Source organism: Azohydromonas lata (genome assembly GCF_034427735.1).
GTDB classification, from domain to species: domain Bacteria; phylum Pseudomonadota; class Gammaproteobacteria; order Burkholderiales; family Burkholderiaceae_C; genus Azohydromonas; species Azohydromonas lata.
The window spans coordinates 50,098-63,196 of sequence record NZ_JAXOJX010000028.1 but is presented as its reverse complement, the minus strand read 5'-3'; the positions used below and the strand labels follow the sequence as shown (position 1 = coordinate 63,196).

The window sequence follows — 13,099 nt, the reverse complement described above, 5'->3', positions numbered from 1 at the left end:
GCAGGAAGGCGAGGGTTAACCGGCATTGCGAATGGCGTTCCTTCGCACTTTGAAAAATCCAATTCCGCATTATGAAAATTTAGCTTTTCGCGCTGCAGCATTTTTTCTCATTACGGAAAATTTCATTCCGCATTGCGATATGAAAAAGACAAGTAGTTGATTTGAAAGGAGAAAATTTTCTGTCTTATATAAGACATAAGTCTTCTGTCAGAGGATTTCCGCCTTTAGGCTTTAGCCATCGATTCGCCACTTTTGACTGACCCCCCTGAAGGAGTAACCGATGACCAAACTGACCCGCGAACAGCAGATCGCCGCCCTGGAAAAGGATTGGGCCGAGAACCCCCGTTGGAAGCTCGTGAAGCGTGGCTACAGCGCCGCTGACGTGGTGCGTCTGCGCGGCAGCCTGCAGCCCGAGTACACGCTGGCTCAGCAGGGTGCCGAGAAGCTGTGGGAGAAGGTCAACGGCGGCGCCAAGAAGGGCTACGTGAACGCCTTCGGCGCCATCACGGCCGGCCAGGCCATGCAGCAGGCCAAGGCTGGCCTGGAAGCCGTGTACCTGTCGGGCTGGCAAGTCGCCGCCGACGGCAACACCTCCGAAACCATGTACCCCGACCAGTCGCTGTACGCGTACGACTCGGTGCCCACCATGGTTCGCCGCATCAACAACACGTTCAAGCGTGCTGACGAAATCCAGTGGTCGCGTGGCATCAACCCCGGCGACGAAGGTTTCGTGGACTACTTCCTGCCCATCGTGGCGGATGCCGAAGCCGGTTTCGGTGGCGTGCTCAACGCCTTCGAGCTGATGAAGAACATGATCTCCGCGGGCGCCGCCGGCGTGCACTTCGAAGACCAGCTGGCCGCCGTGAAGAAGTGCGGCCACATGGGCGGCAAGGTGCTGGTCCCGACCCGCGAAGCCGTCGAGAAGCTGATCGCCGCTCGTTTCGCCGCTGACGTCATGGGCGTGCCCACCATCGTGCTGGCCCGCACCGATGCCGAAGCCGCCAACCTGCTGACCAGCGATTGCGACGACAACGACAAGCCCTTCGTCACCGGCGAGCGCACGCAAGAAGGCTTCTACCGCGTGAAGAACGGCCTGGAGCAGGCCATCAGCCGTGGCGTGGCCTACGCTCCCTACGCCGACCTGGTGTGGTGCGAAACCGGCGTGCCTGACATCGGCTTCGCCCGCGAATTTGCCCAAGCCGTGCACGCCGCCTGCCCGGGCAAGCTGCTGAGCTACAACTGCTCGCCTTCCTTCAACTGGAGGAAGAACCTGGACGACAAGCAGATCGCCGCCTTCCAGGAAGAGCTGTCCGCGCTGGGCTACAAGTACCAGTTCATCACGCTGGCTGGTATCCACATCAACTGGTACAACACCTTCCAGTTCGCCCACGCCTATGCCCGCGGCGAAGGCATGAAGCACTACGTCAACATGGTGCAAGAGCCCGAGTTCCAGGCTCGCGAGCAGGGCTACACCTTCGTGTCGCACCAGCAGGAAGTCGGCGCCGGCTACTTCGACGACGTGACCACGGTCATCCAGGGCGGCTCCTCCAGCGTCAAGGCGCTGACGGGCTCCACCGAGGAAGAACAGTTCCATTGATCCACTGATCCCGCATGGGGGTGCGGGCTGCCGGCCTTACCAGGCTGGCGGCACAGTGAGTCCATGCGGCGGACAACAACCGCCGCATGATGCCCACCGGTCCTATCAGGCCGGTGGGCTTTTTCTTTTGGGGGTCGTGAAAGCGTGCGCGGGCATACTCGCCGCCCGTCGCATTCAGGGCCCGTCGCTTGAGCCATTCACTTCTCACGCCGCAGATGGCCGGTCTGCTCTCGCGCATGTCGCGCGTGAAGACCCCGCCGCTGCACACCTTGACCCCGGCCGAGGCGCGCGCGGCCTACACGCTGCGCGCCGAGGTGCTGGAGCCCCCGCGCGCGCCGCTGGCGCGGGTCGAGGATTTCTCCATTCCCGCGGCCGACGGCACGGCGCTGCCGGCGCGGCTGTACGCGGTGTCGCATGAGCGGCTGCCGGTGCTGCTGTACCTGCACGGCGGCGGCTTCGTCATCGGCAACCTGGAAACGCACGACAGCCTGTGCCGCCAGCTGGCGCTGCGCAGTGGCGGGGCAGTGGTGGCGCTGGACTACCGGCTCGCCCCCGAGCACCGCTTTCCCACCGCCGTGGACGACGCCTGGGCCGCCATGCACTGGCTGGCCACCCAAGCCGACGCTGTGCTGGGCCTGGACGGCAGCCGCCTGGCCGTGGGCGGCGACAGTGCAGGGGGCACGCTCACGGCCGCGTGCGCGCTGCACGCGCGCGACGTGGGCTTGCCGCTGGCGCTGCAAGTCTTGATCACGCCCGGCACCACGGCCCACGCCGACACGGCTAGCCACAAGCTCTTTGCCAACGGCTTCGTGCTGGACGCGGCAGCCATCACCTGGTTCTTCGACCATTACATCGACTTCCACCACCGCCGCGACTGGCGCTTCGCGCCGCTGGAGGCGGACGCCGACGGCGTGGCACCGGCCTGCGTGATCCTGGCCGAGTGCGATCCGCTGGTGGACGAGGGCGTGGCCTATGCCGACCAGATGCGTGCCACCGGCGTGCCCGTGGAGCTGGAGCTGTACCGCGGCCTCACGCACGACTTCATCAAGATGGGCCGTGCCATCCCACAGGCTACACAGGCCCAGCAGGTTGTGGCCGAAGCGCTGCGCCAGGCCTGGCGCACGTGAGGGCCGTGGCCGGTCAGGAGTTCATTGCCATGCTTTGTGCAACGTACAAGATTCTCCCAAACCAACATTTCCCAAAAACCGAGATCACGGTACTCACCGGAAGCTGGCAAGCGCTGGGGGAGGCAGCCCAAACTGTGCGCCACGCCGTGTTCGTGGCGGAGCAGGGCATTCCGGCCAACCTGGAACGCGACCCGGCCGACGCCGGCTGCATCCACGTGCTGGCACGCGACGGCGCGGGGCAGGCGCTGGGCACGGGCCGGCTGTTGCCCCAGCCGGACGGTGTGCTCAAGCTGGGCCGCCTGGCCGTGCTGGCCTCGCAGCGCGGCCGGGGCGTGGGCCAGGCGCTGCTGGACGCCCTGCTGAAGGCGGCGCGTGCCCAGGGCGCGCGCGAGGTGGTGCTGCACGCGCAGCAGTCGGCCGCGAGCTTTTATCTGGCGGCCGGGTTCCAGCCGCGGGGCGAGGCCTTCATGGAGGCGGGCATTCCGCACCAGGAAATGGCACTGCCCCTGGCGCCCGCGCTGGGCGCGTAGCCGGCGTCAGCCGCCGCGCAGCAGATAGCCCAGCACGACCTCGCACGTGTGCGACAGCCGCTCCTGCATGGCCTTGGGCGTGTCGGTTGCGCGGCCGAAGATGACTGACAGCGTGTAGCGGTTGGACTGGTAGTAGTAGCTCAGGCCCGCGATGGTGATGTAGAGCTGGTGCGGATCCACGCCGCCGCGGAACACGCCGTCCTCGCGGCCGCGCTCCAGCACCTGGGCCAGCGTGGCGATCAGCGGCGAGTGCAGCTCCAGGATGCGCTGCGACTGCGCCAGGTGGCGCGCGCGGTGCAGGTTCTCGCTGTTGATCAGCGCCAGGAACTCCGGGTGGGCGCGGTGGTACTCCCACGTGAACTCGATGAGCCGGCGTATGGCCGTGACGGGGTCCAGCGCCGTCAGGTTGAGCTGTGCCTCGGCGCGGCGTATGCCCGCGTAGACCTCTTCGAGCGCGGCCAGGAACAGCTTTTCCTTGCTCTCGAAGTAGTAGTAGATGAGCTTCTTGTCCACGCCCGCGCGCTCGGCCACGTGCTCCAGCCGCGTGCCGCCCAGCCCGGTCTCGGCGAAGGCGGCGCTCGCGGCGTCGAGGATGGCTTGGCGCGAGCGCTCGGCATCGCGGGTGCGGGGTTCAGTGGCGGTCTTGGCTGCTGGCATGGGCGAACTCGGTTGCCCGGCATTGTGAGGGCAGCGCAGTGGCCTCCTTGATTCACTAAAAAGAGAATTAAATTGTCCATCTAAGGCGTTGATGCGCCGCTTCTACGGGAAAACTCTGAGCTTCTGAGGTCGCATCTGTCTTTTTATTCCCGTTTTGGTGAACTATGATTTCACCGAGCCGGGAATTCCGGGTTTATCAAGACGCTGAAGGAGACAGACATGCTCAAGTGGGTCCACACCATGGCCGCCGTGGCGGCGACTTCGCTGCTCGTGGCCGGTGCGGCGCAGGCCGCCGATATCAAGGAACGCAGCTTCAAGCTGGCCCTGGTGGTGGACAAGGGCACGGCGCAGTACGACGGCGCAGAAAAATTCGCCGAGCTGGTGGGCAGGAAGAGCGAGGGCCGCATGAAGGTCAAGGTCTTCGGCGGCGGCACCTTGGGCGGCGACGTGCCGGTGCTCAGCTCGGTGCAGGGCGGCACCATCGAATTCACGCTCACCAACGCCAGCCTGCTGCAGGGCATCGTCAAGGAAATGGCGATCTACGACCTGCCGTTCCTGTTCTCCACCTACCAGGAAGCCGACGCGGTGGTGGACGGCCCCGTGGGCCGCAAGCTGCTGGACCTCATGCCGCCCAAGGGGCTGGTGGGCCTGGCGTACTGGGAGCTGGGCTTTCGCAACATGCACAACAGCAAGCGGCCCATCACGAAGCTGGAGGATTTGCAGGGCCTGAAGATGCGCGTCATCCAGACGCCCATCTACCTGGACCTGCTCAACACCCTGGGCGCCAACGCCGCGCCGCTGCCTTTCCCGGAGCTGTACCCGGCGCTGGAGCAAAAGGCCATGGACGGCGCGACCAACCCGCCCATCACCATGCTCGTGCAGAAGTTCTACGAGGTGCAGAAGTACTACTCGGTCACGAACCACATGTACAACCCGCAGCTCCTGATCTTCAGCAAGAAGGTCTGGGACCAGCTCAGCGGCGACGAGCGCAAGGTGCTGCAGGAGGCGGCCGTGGAGGCGGGGCTGTACGAGCGCAAGGTGTCGCGGCAGAAGAACGCGGCGGCGCTGGAGGAGCTCAAGAAGCACGTGGCCGTCAACGAGGTGGCGCCGGCCGAGGTCGCCCGCATGCGCGAGAAGGCGCGCCCGGTGTTCGCCAAGTACGCCAAGAGCGTGGGCGAGGACCTGGTCAAGGAGATGGTGGCCGAGGTGGACAAAGTCCGCGCCGCGGCGAAGTAAGGAGCCGGCCATGCTGTACCAACTCTCACAGGCGCCGGCCGAGGGCGAAGCGTTCGACGTGGTGGTGGTGGGCGCGGGCGCCGCGGGCATGTCGGCCGCCTTGTGCGCGGCGCTGGACGGGGCGCGCGTGCTGCTGGTGGAGCGCACGGCGCACGTGGGCGGGACGAGCGCGCTGTCCGGCGGGACGACCTGGGTGCCCGGCACGCATCACAGCGCGGCCGTCAACCCGTCCGACACGCTGCGCGATGCCGAGACCTACCTGGACGCCGCCGTGGGCGAGCGCGCCCCGCGTGCGCTGCGTCAGGCCTTGCTGCAAGCCGGCCCCGAGGCCGTGGCCCACGTCGAGCAGCACTCGCACGTGCGCTTCAGGCCCTACCCGACGCACCCGGACTACATCTCGCAACTGCCGGGCTCCACGCTGCGCGGCCGAGCGCTGGAGCCGCTGCCCTTCGACGGGCGGCTGCTTGGGCCGTACTTCAAGCTGTTGCGCGCACCCATCCAGGAATTCACCGTGCTGGGCGGGATGATGGTGGACCGCAACGACATCCCGCACCTGCTGGCGATGAGGAAGTCGCTGAAGTCGCTGCGCTACAGCCTGCGCATCCTGTCGCGCCACGCGCGGGACCGCCTGGCGCACTCGCGCGGCACGCGGCTGCTCATGGGCAACGCGCTGTGCGCTCGGCTGCTGTACTCGTTGATGCAGCAACCCGGCGTCAAGCTGGCGATGCAGGCGCAGGTGGCGGCTTTCCACCGCGAGGACGGCGCCATCGCCGCGCTCACGCTGGAGCAGGGCGGCCAGCGCCGCCGCGTGGCCGTGCGCGGCGGCGTGGTGCTGGCCAGCGGCGGCTTCAACCGCCACCCGGCGTTGCGGGCACAACTGCTGAGCACGCAGGACGCCTGGTGCCCCGGCGCGCCCGGCCACACCGGCCAGGCCCACGCGCTGGTGAGCGCGCTGGGCGCCCGCTACGGCGAGGGCGCGCTCAGCCCGGCGTTCTGGGCCCCGGTGTCGCTGCGCAAGCGCGCCGACGGCACGCAGGCGGTGTTCCCGCATTTCCTGATGGACCGCGCCAAGCCCGGGATGATCACCGTCGATGCCCAGGGCCGGCGCTTCCTGGACGAGAGCACCAGCTACCACCTCTTCGGCATCGCCATGCAGCGTGCCGGCGCGGTGCCGGCCTACCTGATTGCCGACGCCCGCGCGCTGAAGAAGTACGGCATGGGCATGGTGCGGCCCGGCGGACAGGGCTTGCAGCCCTACCTGGACGACGGCTACCTCACGCAGGGCGCCACCTTGGCCGAGCTCGCCGCCAGGCTGGGCCTGCCCGCCGACGCGCTGCAGAACAGCGTGCAGCGCATCAACCGCTACGCAGACACCGGCGTGGACGAGGACTTCAAGCGCGGCAGCACCGACTACTCGCGCAACATGGGCGACGCCTCGCTGGGCCTGCCCAATCCCAACATCGGAGCGCTGCGCGAGGCGCCGTTCTACGCCGTGAAGCTCTATCCCGGCGACATAGGCGCGGCCACCGGCTGGGCCACCGACGCGCAGGCCCGCGTGCTCGATGCGCGGCAGCAGCCCATCGCCGGCCTGTATGCCGTGGGCAACGACATGCACTCGGCCTTCGGCGGCGTCTACGCGGCGCCCGGCATCACGCTGGGCCCGGGCCTGGTGTTCGGCTACCTGGCCGGGCGCCACGCATCCGGCCGCGCCCGCGGCGGTGCGCACGCTTCAAGCGCCGGGCCCGCCCGCGCTCCGGCCACCGCCGCAGCCGCCTGACCTTCAACCCCTCCACGAGGCTTCACCGCAATGAGCAACTTCCAGCTCGACGGCGCCACGCGCGTCGTCGCCATCATCGGCGACCCCATCGCCCAAGTGAAATCGCCCGCCGGCGTCACGCAGACGCTGCAGGCGCAGGGCCGCAACGCCATCGTCATGCCGGTGCACGTGGCCACGGCCGACCTGGACGCCTTCATGCAAGGCGCCGCGTGCATGCGCAACCTGGACGGCGTCATCGTCACCGTCCCGCACAAGCTGGACGCCTACCGCTTCTGCGCCACGGCCACCGAGCGCGCGCACTTCCTGGGCGGCGTCAACATCCTGCGCCGCAATACCGACGGTTCCTGGCACGGCGACCATTTCGACGGCGAAGGCTACGTGCACGCGCTGCGCCGCAACGGCTGCGAGCCGCGGGGCCGCCGCGCCCTGCTGGCCGGTGCCGGCGGGGCGGGCTCGGCCATCGCGCTGGCCTTGCTGGAGGCAGGGGTGCAGTCGCTGGCCCTCCACGAGCCGGACGCGGCGCGGCGCGAGTCGCTGATGGCGCGGCTGTCGCAGCGCCACGCGGGTCGCGTCGTGGCCGGCAGCGCCGACCCGCGGGGCTTCGACCTGGTGATCAACGCCACGCCCGTGGGCATGTCGCCCACGGACCCCGTTCCCTTCGATGTGTCCGGCCTGGAGCGCTCCACCTTCGTGGGCGACGTCATCACCAAGCCGGCCGTCACGCCGCTGATCGAGGCCGCGCGCGGCCTGGGCTGCGGCACGCAGGTCGGCGCCGACATGTTTGCCGGCGTGTGCGCGCTGATGGTGGAGTTCCTGCTGGCCGACGGGCCGCTCAAGGGCTGAGCGCCATGGCCGTGAAGTCATCGCTGGACAGCCGCCACGTGCCCGCCATGCCGCTGGCCGCCACGGCGCGCGGCAGCGTCAGCGCCGGCGACGTGCCCACCCGCTGCGACCTGCTGGTGGTGGGCTCCGGCGCGGGCGGCCTTGCCACCGCCGTGACCGCCGCCGCGCTGGGGCTGCAGGTGCTGGTGGTGGACAAGGAGCCGGTGTTGGGCGGCACCACGGCCTGGTCCGGCGGCTGGATGTGGATTCCGCGCAACCCGCTGGCGGTGGCGGCCGGCATCCGGGAAACGCTGCAGGGGCCACGCGAGTACCTGCGCCACGAGTTGGGCGCGCAGTACGACGAGGCGCGCATCGACGCCTTCCTGCAGCACGGGCCGCGCATGGTGGAGTTCTTCCGCGGCAGCACGGCGCTGGATTTCGTCGACGGCAATGGGGTGCCCGACTTTCATGGAACGAGCGCAGGAGCCGCCACCGGGGGAAGGTCGGTGTGCGCGGCGCCCTTGGACGCCCGCGCGCTTGGGCCGGCGCTGGCCTACCTGCGCCCGCCGCTGGAGCTCATCAGCTTCCTGGGCATGGGCATCGCCGCCAGCGAGCTCAAGCACTTCTTCAACGCCATGCGCTCGTGGAGCGCCTTCGGCTACGTCGCCCGCCGGGTGGGCGCGCATGTGAAAGACCTGCTGCTGCACCGCCGCGGCATGCGGCTGGTGGCGGGCAACGCGCTGGTGGGCGGCTTGCTGAAATCGGCGCTGGACCGCGGCGTGCAGTTGCGCGTGTCCAGCCCGGTGCAGCGGCTGCTGACCGAGGACGGCCGCGTCACCGGCGCGGTGCTGCGCACGGCGCAGGGCGAGGTGCGGGTGCAGTCGCGCCGCGGCGTGGTGCTGGCCTGCGGCGGCTTCCCGCACGACGCGGCGCGGCGCGCGGCGCTGTTGGGCGATGCGACGCTGGCGGCCGCGCACTGGTCGGCCGCGCCGCCGTGCAACACCGGCGACGGCCTGCGCCTGGGTGAGGGCGCGGGCGGCGTGGTGGACGGCTCGCTGGCCGCGCCCATCGCGTGGGCGCCGGTGTCGCTGGTGCCCGGGCGCGATGGCGGTGTGAAGCACTTCCCGCACCTGGTGGAGCGCGCCAAGCCGGGGCTGATCGCCGTGCGCGCCGACGGCCGCCGCTTCACCAACGAGGCCGACAGCTACCACGACTTCACCAGTGCCCTGGTGCGCGCCACGCCGGCCGGCGAGGTGCCGCAGGCCTGGCTGCTGTGCGACCACCGCTTCATACGCCGCTACGGCCTGGGCCGCGTGCGCCCCGCGCCCGTGCCGCTGGGCACGCACTTGCGCAGCGGCTACCTGCGCCGCGGGCGCGACCTGCGCGAGCTTGCCCAGGCCTGCGGCATCGCGGCCGACGCCTTGCAGGCCACCGTCGGGCAGTTCAACGCCGAGGCGCGGCAGGGGCGCGACACGGCCTTCGGCCGCGGCGGCACGCCCTACAACCGCGTGCAGGGCGAAGCCGAGCAGCCCGGCAACCCCTGCGTGGCGCCGCTGGAGCAGGGGCCGTTCTATGCCGTGCGCATCGTCCCCGGCAGCCTGGGCACTTTCGCCGGCCTGCGCACCGACGCCTCGGCCCGCGTGCTGGACGCCAACGGCCAAGCCATCGCCGGCCTGTGGGCCGCGGGCAACGACATGGCCAGCGTGATGGGCGGGCACTACCCCAGCGGCGGCATCACGCTGGGGCCGGCCATGACCTTCGGCTTCATCGCGGCGCATGACGCGGCGCACTTGCCCGCCATGCAGCCCGCCGCGGCGCCCGCCATGGCCACGGCCTGAGCGCAGGCCCTTCCAGTCAACGCTTTTCTCCGCTCTTACCCGCTTTTCCCCCGCTTCCAACCGGAGCCTCCTGTCCATGTTCTACGAACTCGCCACCCTCACGACCCGCCTCTTCACCACCGCCCAAGCCACCGAGGGCATACAGGCCTGGGTGCAGGCGCCGCAAGCGCGCGGCCGGCTGCTGGGCTGCTGGTATTCCGACATCGGCGCGCTCAACCAGGTGCTGGTCCTGCGCGCCTTCGCCGACGAGGCCGAGATGCTGGCCGAGCGCCGCCGCGCGCTGCTGTCCTCCAACCCGTTCAACTGCGGTGAGCTGCTCACCGGGCTGGAGATGCACGGCTACGCCGGCTTTCCCTGGATGGAGCCGCCCGCGCCGGGCAGCTACGGGCCCATCTACGAGGTGCGCACCTACCAGTACAAGACCGGCGGCCTGCAGCCCACGCTGGACGCCTGGCAGGCCGCGCTGCCCGCGCGCAACGAAATCTCGCCTTGCCTGTTGGCCATGTACGCGCTGGACGGCACGCCGCGCTTCACCCACTTCTGGCCCGCGGCCAGCCTCAACGAGCGCTCGGCCGCCCGCGCCGCCGCGGTCCAGCAGGGCGTGTGGCCGCCCAAGGGCGGGCCGCAGTGGCTGACCTCCCAGATGCAGTCGCAGATCTTCCTGCCCACGGCCATCTCGCCCTTGAAGTGATTCCCCCGGGCGGCCCGCGCGCCGCCCCTGGACAGACCGCCGGCGCCGGCCAGACGGCGCCACCCGCGCCGCGGTGCAAGGCGGCGACCCAAGCCCCCAAAGGAGACATTCCCGTGAACCGACTGATTGCCGGCGGCTGCCGGCTGCTCGAAGCGCTGCTGGCCCTGGGCCTGGCGCTGATGGTGTTGCTGGTGTTCGGCAACGTGGTGCTGCGCTACGCCTTCGACTCCGGCATCACCGTGAGCGAGGAGCTCTCGCGCTGGCTTTTCGTGTGGCTGACCTTCCTGGGCGCCGTGGTCGCCATCCATGAGCGCGGCCACCTGGGCTCGGACATGCTCGTGTCGCGCCTGGGGCCCTTGGGCCGCAAGGGCTGCCTGTTGCTGTCGCACCTGGCCATGCTCTACGTCACCTGGCTGCTGTGGAGCGGGGCCGTCACGCAGGTGGGCATCAACCTGGACGTGGTTGCGCCCGTGACCGGCACGTCCATGGCGGTGTTCTATGCCAGCGGCGCCGTCTTCGCGCTGTTGGGCGGGCTGTTGCTGCTGCACGGCCTGTGGCGGCTGCTCAGCGGCCGCATGGCCGACGAGGAGCTCATCGCGGTGCAGGAATCCGAAGACCTGGCGCAGGTGCAGGACCTGCACTTGGGCCAGCCGGCCAAGGTCTGAAGGGGAGGACCACCATGACCGTCTTCATCTTCCTGGGCTCGCTGCTGGGCGCCATGGCGCTGGGCATTCCCATCGCGTACTCGCTGCTGGTGTCGGGTGTCGCGCTGATGTGGCACTTGGACATGTTCGACGCGCAGATCCTGGCGCAGAACGTGATCAACGGCGCCGATTCCTTCCCGCTGCTGGCCGTGCCCTTCTTCATGCTGGCCGGCGAGATCATGAACGTGGGCGGCCTCTCCAGCCGCATCGTCAAGCTCGCGCTCACCCTCGTGGGCCACAAGCGCGGCGGCCTGGGCTTCGTGGCCATCCTGGCGGCGTGCATGCTGGCGGCGCTGTCGGGCTCGGCGGTGGCCGACACGGCGGCGCTGGCGGCGCTGCTGCTGCCCATGATGGTCCGCGCGGGCCATGACAAGGCCAAGAGCGGTGGCCTCATCGCCTCGGCCGGCATCATCGCGCCCGTCATTCCGCCGTCCATCGGCTTCGTGATCTTCGGCGTGGCGGCCAACGTGTCGATTTCCAAGCTGTTCCTGGCCGGCATCGTCCCGGGCATCCTGATGGGTGCGTCCATCGCCATCGCCTGGTACTTCGTGGCCAAGCGCGAGAACATCCAGCCCCCGCCCAAGGCCAGCTTCAAGGAGCAGCTTGCGGCACTGCGCGAATCGCTGTGGGCGCTTGGGCTGCCGGTGATCGTGATCGTGGGCCTGAAGATGGGCGTGTTCACGCCCACCGAGGCCGCCGTGGTGGCCGCCGTCTACGCGCTGCTGGTGTCCATGCTCATCTACCGCGAGATGAGCGTCAGGCAGCTTTACGAGGTGTTCGTGAGCGCCGCCAAGACCACGGCCGTGATCATGTTCCTGGTGGCCGCGGCCATGGTCAGCGCCTGGCTCATTACGGTCGCCGACATCCCCAGCCAGATGATTCAACTTCTGGAGCCCTTCATGGGCAACCAGACGCTGCTGCTCATCGCCATCATGCTGCTGGTGATGGCCGTGGGCACGGCCATGGACATGACGCCCACCATCCTGATCCTCACGCCCGTGCTGATGCCGGTGGTCAAGCAGGCCGGGATCGACCCCGTCTACTTCGGTGTGCTGTTCATCATCAACAACGCCATCGGCCTGATCACGCCGCCCGTGGGCACGGTGCTCAACGTCGTGGCCGGCGTGGGCCGCATGAAGATGGACGAGGTCACCCGCGGCGTGCTGCCCTTCATGGCCGCGCAGTTCATCGTCATGTTCCTGATGGTGCTGTTTCCCTCGCTCGTCCTCGTCCCGGCGCGCTGGCTGGCGAACTGATTTCCACGCTCCCAAGCTCCCTTGAAGTCATGAACGGAGTGATTCGCATGAACCGTCCCCTGTCCCTGGCCCATCTCACCGTGCTGGAGCTTCCGCCGCCGCAGGTGGTGGAAACCGCGGCCGCCGCCGGCTACACGCACGCCGGCATACGGCTGCTGCCTTCCTCGCCCGGCGGCCTGGCCTACCCGCTGATGGACGATCCCGCGCTGCTACGAGAAACGCGCAGGCGTCTGGACGACACCGGCGTGCGCCTGTTCGACCTGGAAATCGTGCGCCTGGGTGCGGACTTCGACGTACGGGCCTACCAGCGCTTTTGCGAGGTGGGGGCGGAGCTGGGCGCGCACACCATCCTGGTAGGCGGCGACGACCCCGAGCCGGCGCGCCTGGCCCAATCCTTCGCCGCGCTGTGCGAGCTGGCACGGCCCTTCGGCCTGCACCCGAGCATCGAGTTCATGCCCTGGACCGCGGTGCCCGACGTGGCCAGCGCGCTGCGGCTGGTGGTGGACGCCGGGCGGCCGGCCCATGCGGGCATCCTGGTCGATGCGCTGCATTGGGCGCGCTCGGACAGCCCGCTGCCGCAAGTCGCGGCCTTGCCCCGCGAGCTGCTGCACTACGCGCAGGTGTGCGACGCGCCGGCGCAAGTGCCCAGCACGGTGGAGGGCCTGATTCACACCGCCCGCTGCGAGCGGCTGCTGCCCGGCGAGGGTGGCATCGACCTCCCGGCGCTGTTGTCCGTGCTGCCGCCGGAGCTGCCGCTGAGCGTGGAGATTCCGCACCACGTCCGCGCGCCGCAGGCCGGCGCCCTGGGCTGGGCGCGGCAGGCGCGCGACGCCACGCTGCGCCTGCTGGGCTGACGGGTGCGGC

The 13,099-nt window shown here is 69.3% G+C and carries 12 protein-coding genes; 11 read left to right on the top strand and 1 reads right to left on the bottom strand.

All coding sequences use genetic code 11. From position 1 onward, the window contains the following. Positions 1-280 precede the first annotated feature (280 nt). The 3 genes from aceA to SM757_RS17280 all read left to right on the top strand — a co-directional run bounded on the left by aceA (position 281) and on the right by SM757_RS17280 (position 3,254). Complete coding sequence (aceA, locus tag SM757_RS17290) at positions 281-1,597, top strand: isocitrate lyase (RefSeq protein ID WP_066335389.1); 1,317 nt, start codon at positions 281-283, stop codon at positions 1,595-1,597. Between the two features lie 215 nt (positions 1,598-1,812). Further along, complete coding sequence (locus SM757_RS17285) at positions 1,813-2,724, top strand: alpha/beta hydrolase (RefSeq protein WP_322466457.1); 912 nt, start codon at positions 1,813-1,815, stop codon at positions 2,722-2,724. Between the two features lie 134 nt (positions 2,725-2,858). Beyond that, a complete protein-coding gene (locus tag SM757_RS17280; protein ID WP_322466433.1) occupies positions 2,859-3,254 on the top strand; it encodes a GNAT family N-acetyltransferase in 396 nt (131 codons plus the stop codon). Positions 3,255-3,260: 6 nt separating this feature from the next. On the opposite strand, the gene SM757_RS17275 is transcribed toward SM757_RS17280, so the two are convergent. Beyond that, entirely contained in the window at positions 3,261-3,911 is a 651-nt protein-coding gene (locus SM757_RS17275) for a TetR/AcrR family transcriptional regulator (protein WP_066335393.1), read from the bottom strand. Positions 3,912-4,130: 219 nt separating this feature from the next. Between SM757_RS17275 and SM757_RS17270 the strand changes: the two genes are divergently transcribed. From SM757_RS17270 to SM757_RS17235, 8 genes are all read left to right on the top strand, one after another. After that, on the top strand, positions 4,131-5,147 hold the full coding sequence (locus tag SM757_RS17270; RefSeq protein ID WP_066335396.1) for a TRAP transporter substrate-binding protein: 1,017 nt from the start codon (positions 4,131-4,133) through the stop codon (positions 5,145-5,147). Between the two features lie 10 nt (positions 5,148-5,157). Further along, on the top strand, positions 5,158-6,924 hold the full coding sequence (locus SM757_RS17265) for an FAD-dependent oxidoreductase (protein ID WP_322466432.1): 1,767 nt from the start codon (positions 5,158-5,160) through the stop codon (positions 6,922-6,924). Between the two features lie 30 nt (positions 6,925-6,954). Beyond that, complete coding sequence (locus SM757_RS17260; RefSeq protein ID WP_322466431.1) at positions 6,955-7,767, top strand: shikimate dehydrogenase family protein; 813 nt, start codon at positions 6,955-6,957, stop codon at positions 7,765-7,767. Between the two features lie 47 nt (positions 7,768-7,814). Next, a complete protein-coding gene (locus SM757_RS17255) occupies positions 7,815-9,584 on the top strand; it encodes an FAD-dependent oxidoreductase (RefSeq protein ID WP_322466456.1) in 1,770 nt (589 codons plus the stop codon). Between the two features lie 76 nt (positions 9,585-9,660). Then, positions 9,661-10,275: an NIPSNAP family protein gene (locus tag SM757_RS17250; protein WP_322466430.1), complete on the top strand. Its 615-nt coding sequence runs from the start codon at positions 9,661-9,663 to the stop codon at positions 10,273-10,275. Positions 10,276-10,388: 113 nt separating this feature from the next. Next, a complete protein-coding gene (locus tag SM757_RS17245; RefSeq protein ID WP_322466429.1) occupies positions 10,389-10,940 on the top strand; it encodes a TRAP transporter small permease in 552 nt (183 codons plus the stop codon). Between the two features lie 14 nt (positions 10,941-10,954). Beyond that, positions 10,955-12,235, top strand: coding sequence for a TRAP transporter large permease subunit (locus tag SM757_RS17240; RefSeq protein ID WP_322466428.1), 1,281 nt, complete (start codon positions 10,955-10,957; stop codon positions 12,233-12,235). Positions 12,236-12,282: 47 nt separating this feature from the next. After that, complete coding sequence (locus SM757_RS17235) at positions 12,283-13,089, top strand: sugar phosphate isomerase/epimerase family protein (protein ID WP_322466427.1); 807 nt, start codon at positions 12,283-12,285, stop codon at positions 13,087-13,089. Positions 13,090-13,099: the final 10 nt, after the last annotated feature.

Bases quoted from the DNA above. Each gene is read 5' to 3' on its own strand.
- aceA (WP_066335389.1), top strand. From the start codon at position 281: ATGACCAAACTGACCCGCGAACAGCAGATCGCCGCCCTGGAAAAGGAT.
- SM757_RS17285 (WP_322466457.1), top strand. From the start codon at position 1,813: ATGGCCGGTCTGCTCTCGCGCATGTCGCGCGTGAAGACCCCGCCGCTG.
- SM757_RS17275 (WP_066335393.1), bottom strand. From the start codon at position 3,911: ATGCCAGCAGCCAAGACCGCCACTGAACCCCGCACCCGCGATGCCGAG.
- SM757_RS17270 (WP_066335396.1), top strand. From the start codon at position 4,131: ATGCTCAAGTGGGTCCACACCATGGCCGCCGTGGCGGCGACTTCGCTG.
- SM757_RS17265 (WP_322466432.1), top strand. From the start codon at position 5,158: ATGCTGTACCAACTCTCACAGGCGCCGGCCGAGGGCGAAGCGTTCGAC.
- SM757_RS17260 (WP_322466431.1), top strand. From the start codon at position 6,955: ATGAGCAACTTCCAGCTCGACGGCGCCACGCGCGTCGTCGCCATCATC.
- SM757_RS17255 (WP_322466456.1), top strand. From the start codon at position 7,815: ATGCCGCTGGCCGCCACGGCGCGCGGCAGCGTCAGCGCCGGCGACGTG.
- SM757_RS17250 (WP_322466430.1), top strand. From the start codon at position 9,661: ATGTTCTACGAACTCGCCACCCTCACGACCCGCCTCTTCACCACCGCC.
- SM757_RS17240 (WP_322466428.1), top strand. From the start codon at position 10,955: ATGACCGTCTTCATCTTCCTGGGCTCGCTGCTGGGCGCCATGGCGCTG.
- SM757_RS17235 (WP_322466427.1), top strand. From the start codon at position 12,283: ATGAACCGTCCCCTGTCCCTGGCCCATCTCACCGTGCTGGAGCTTCCG.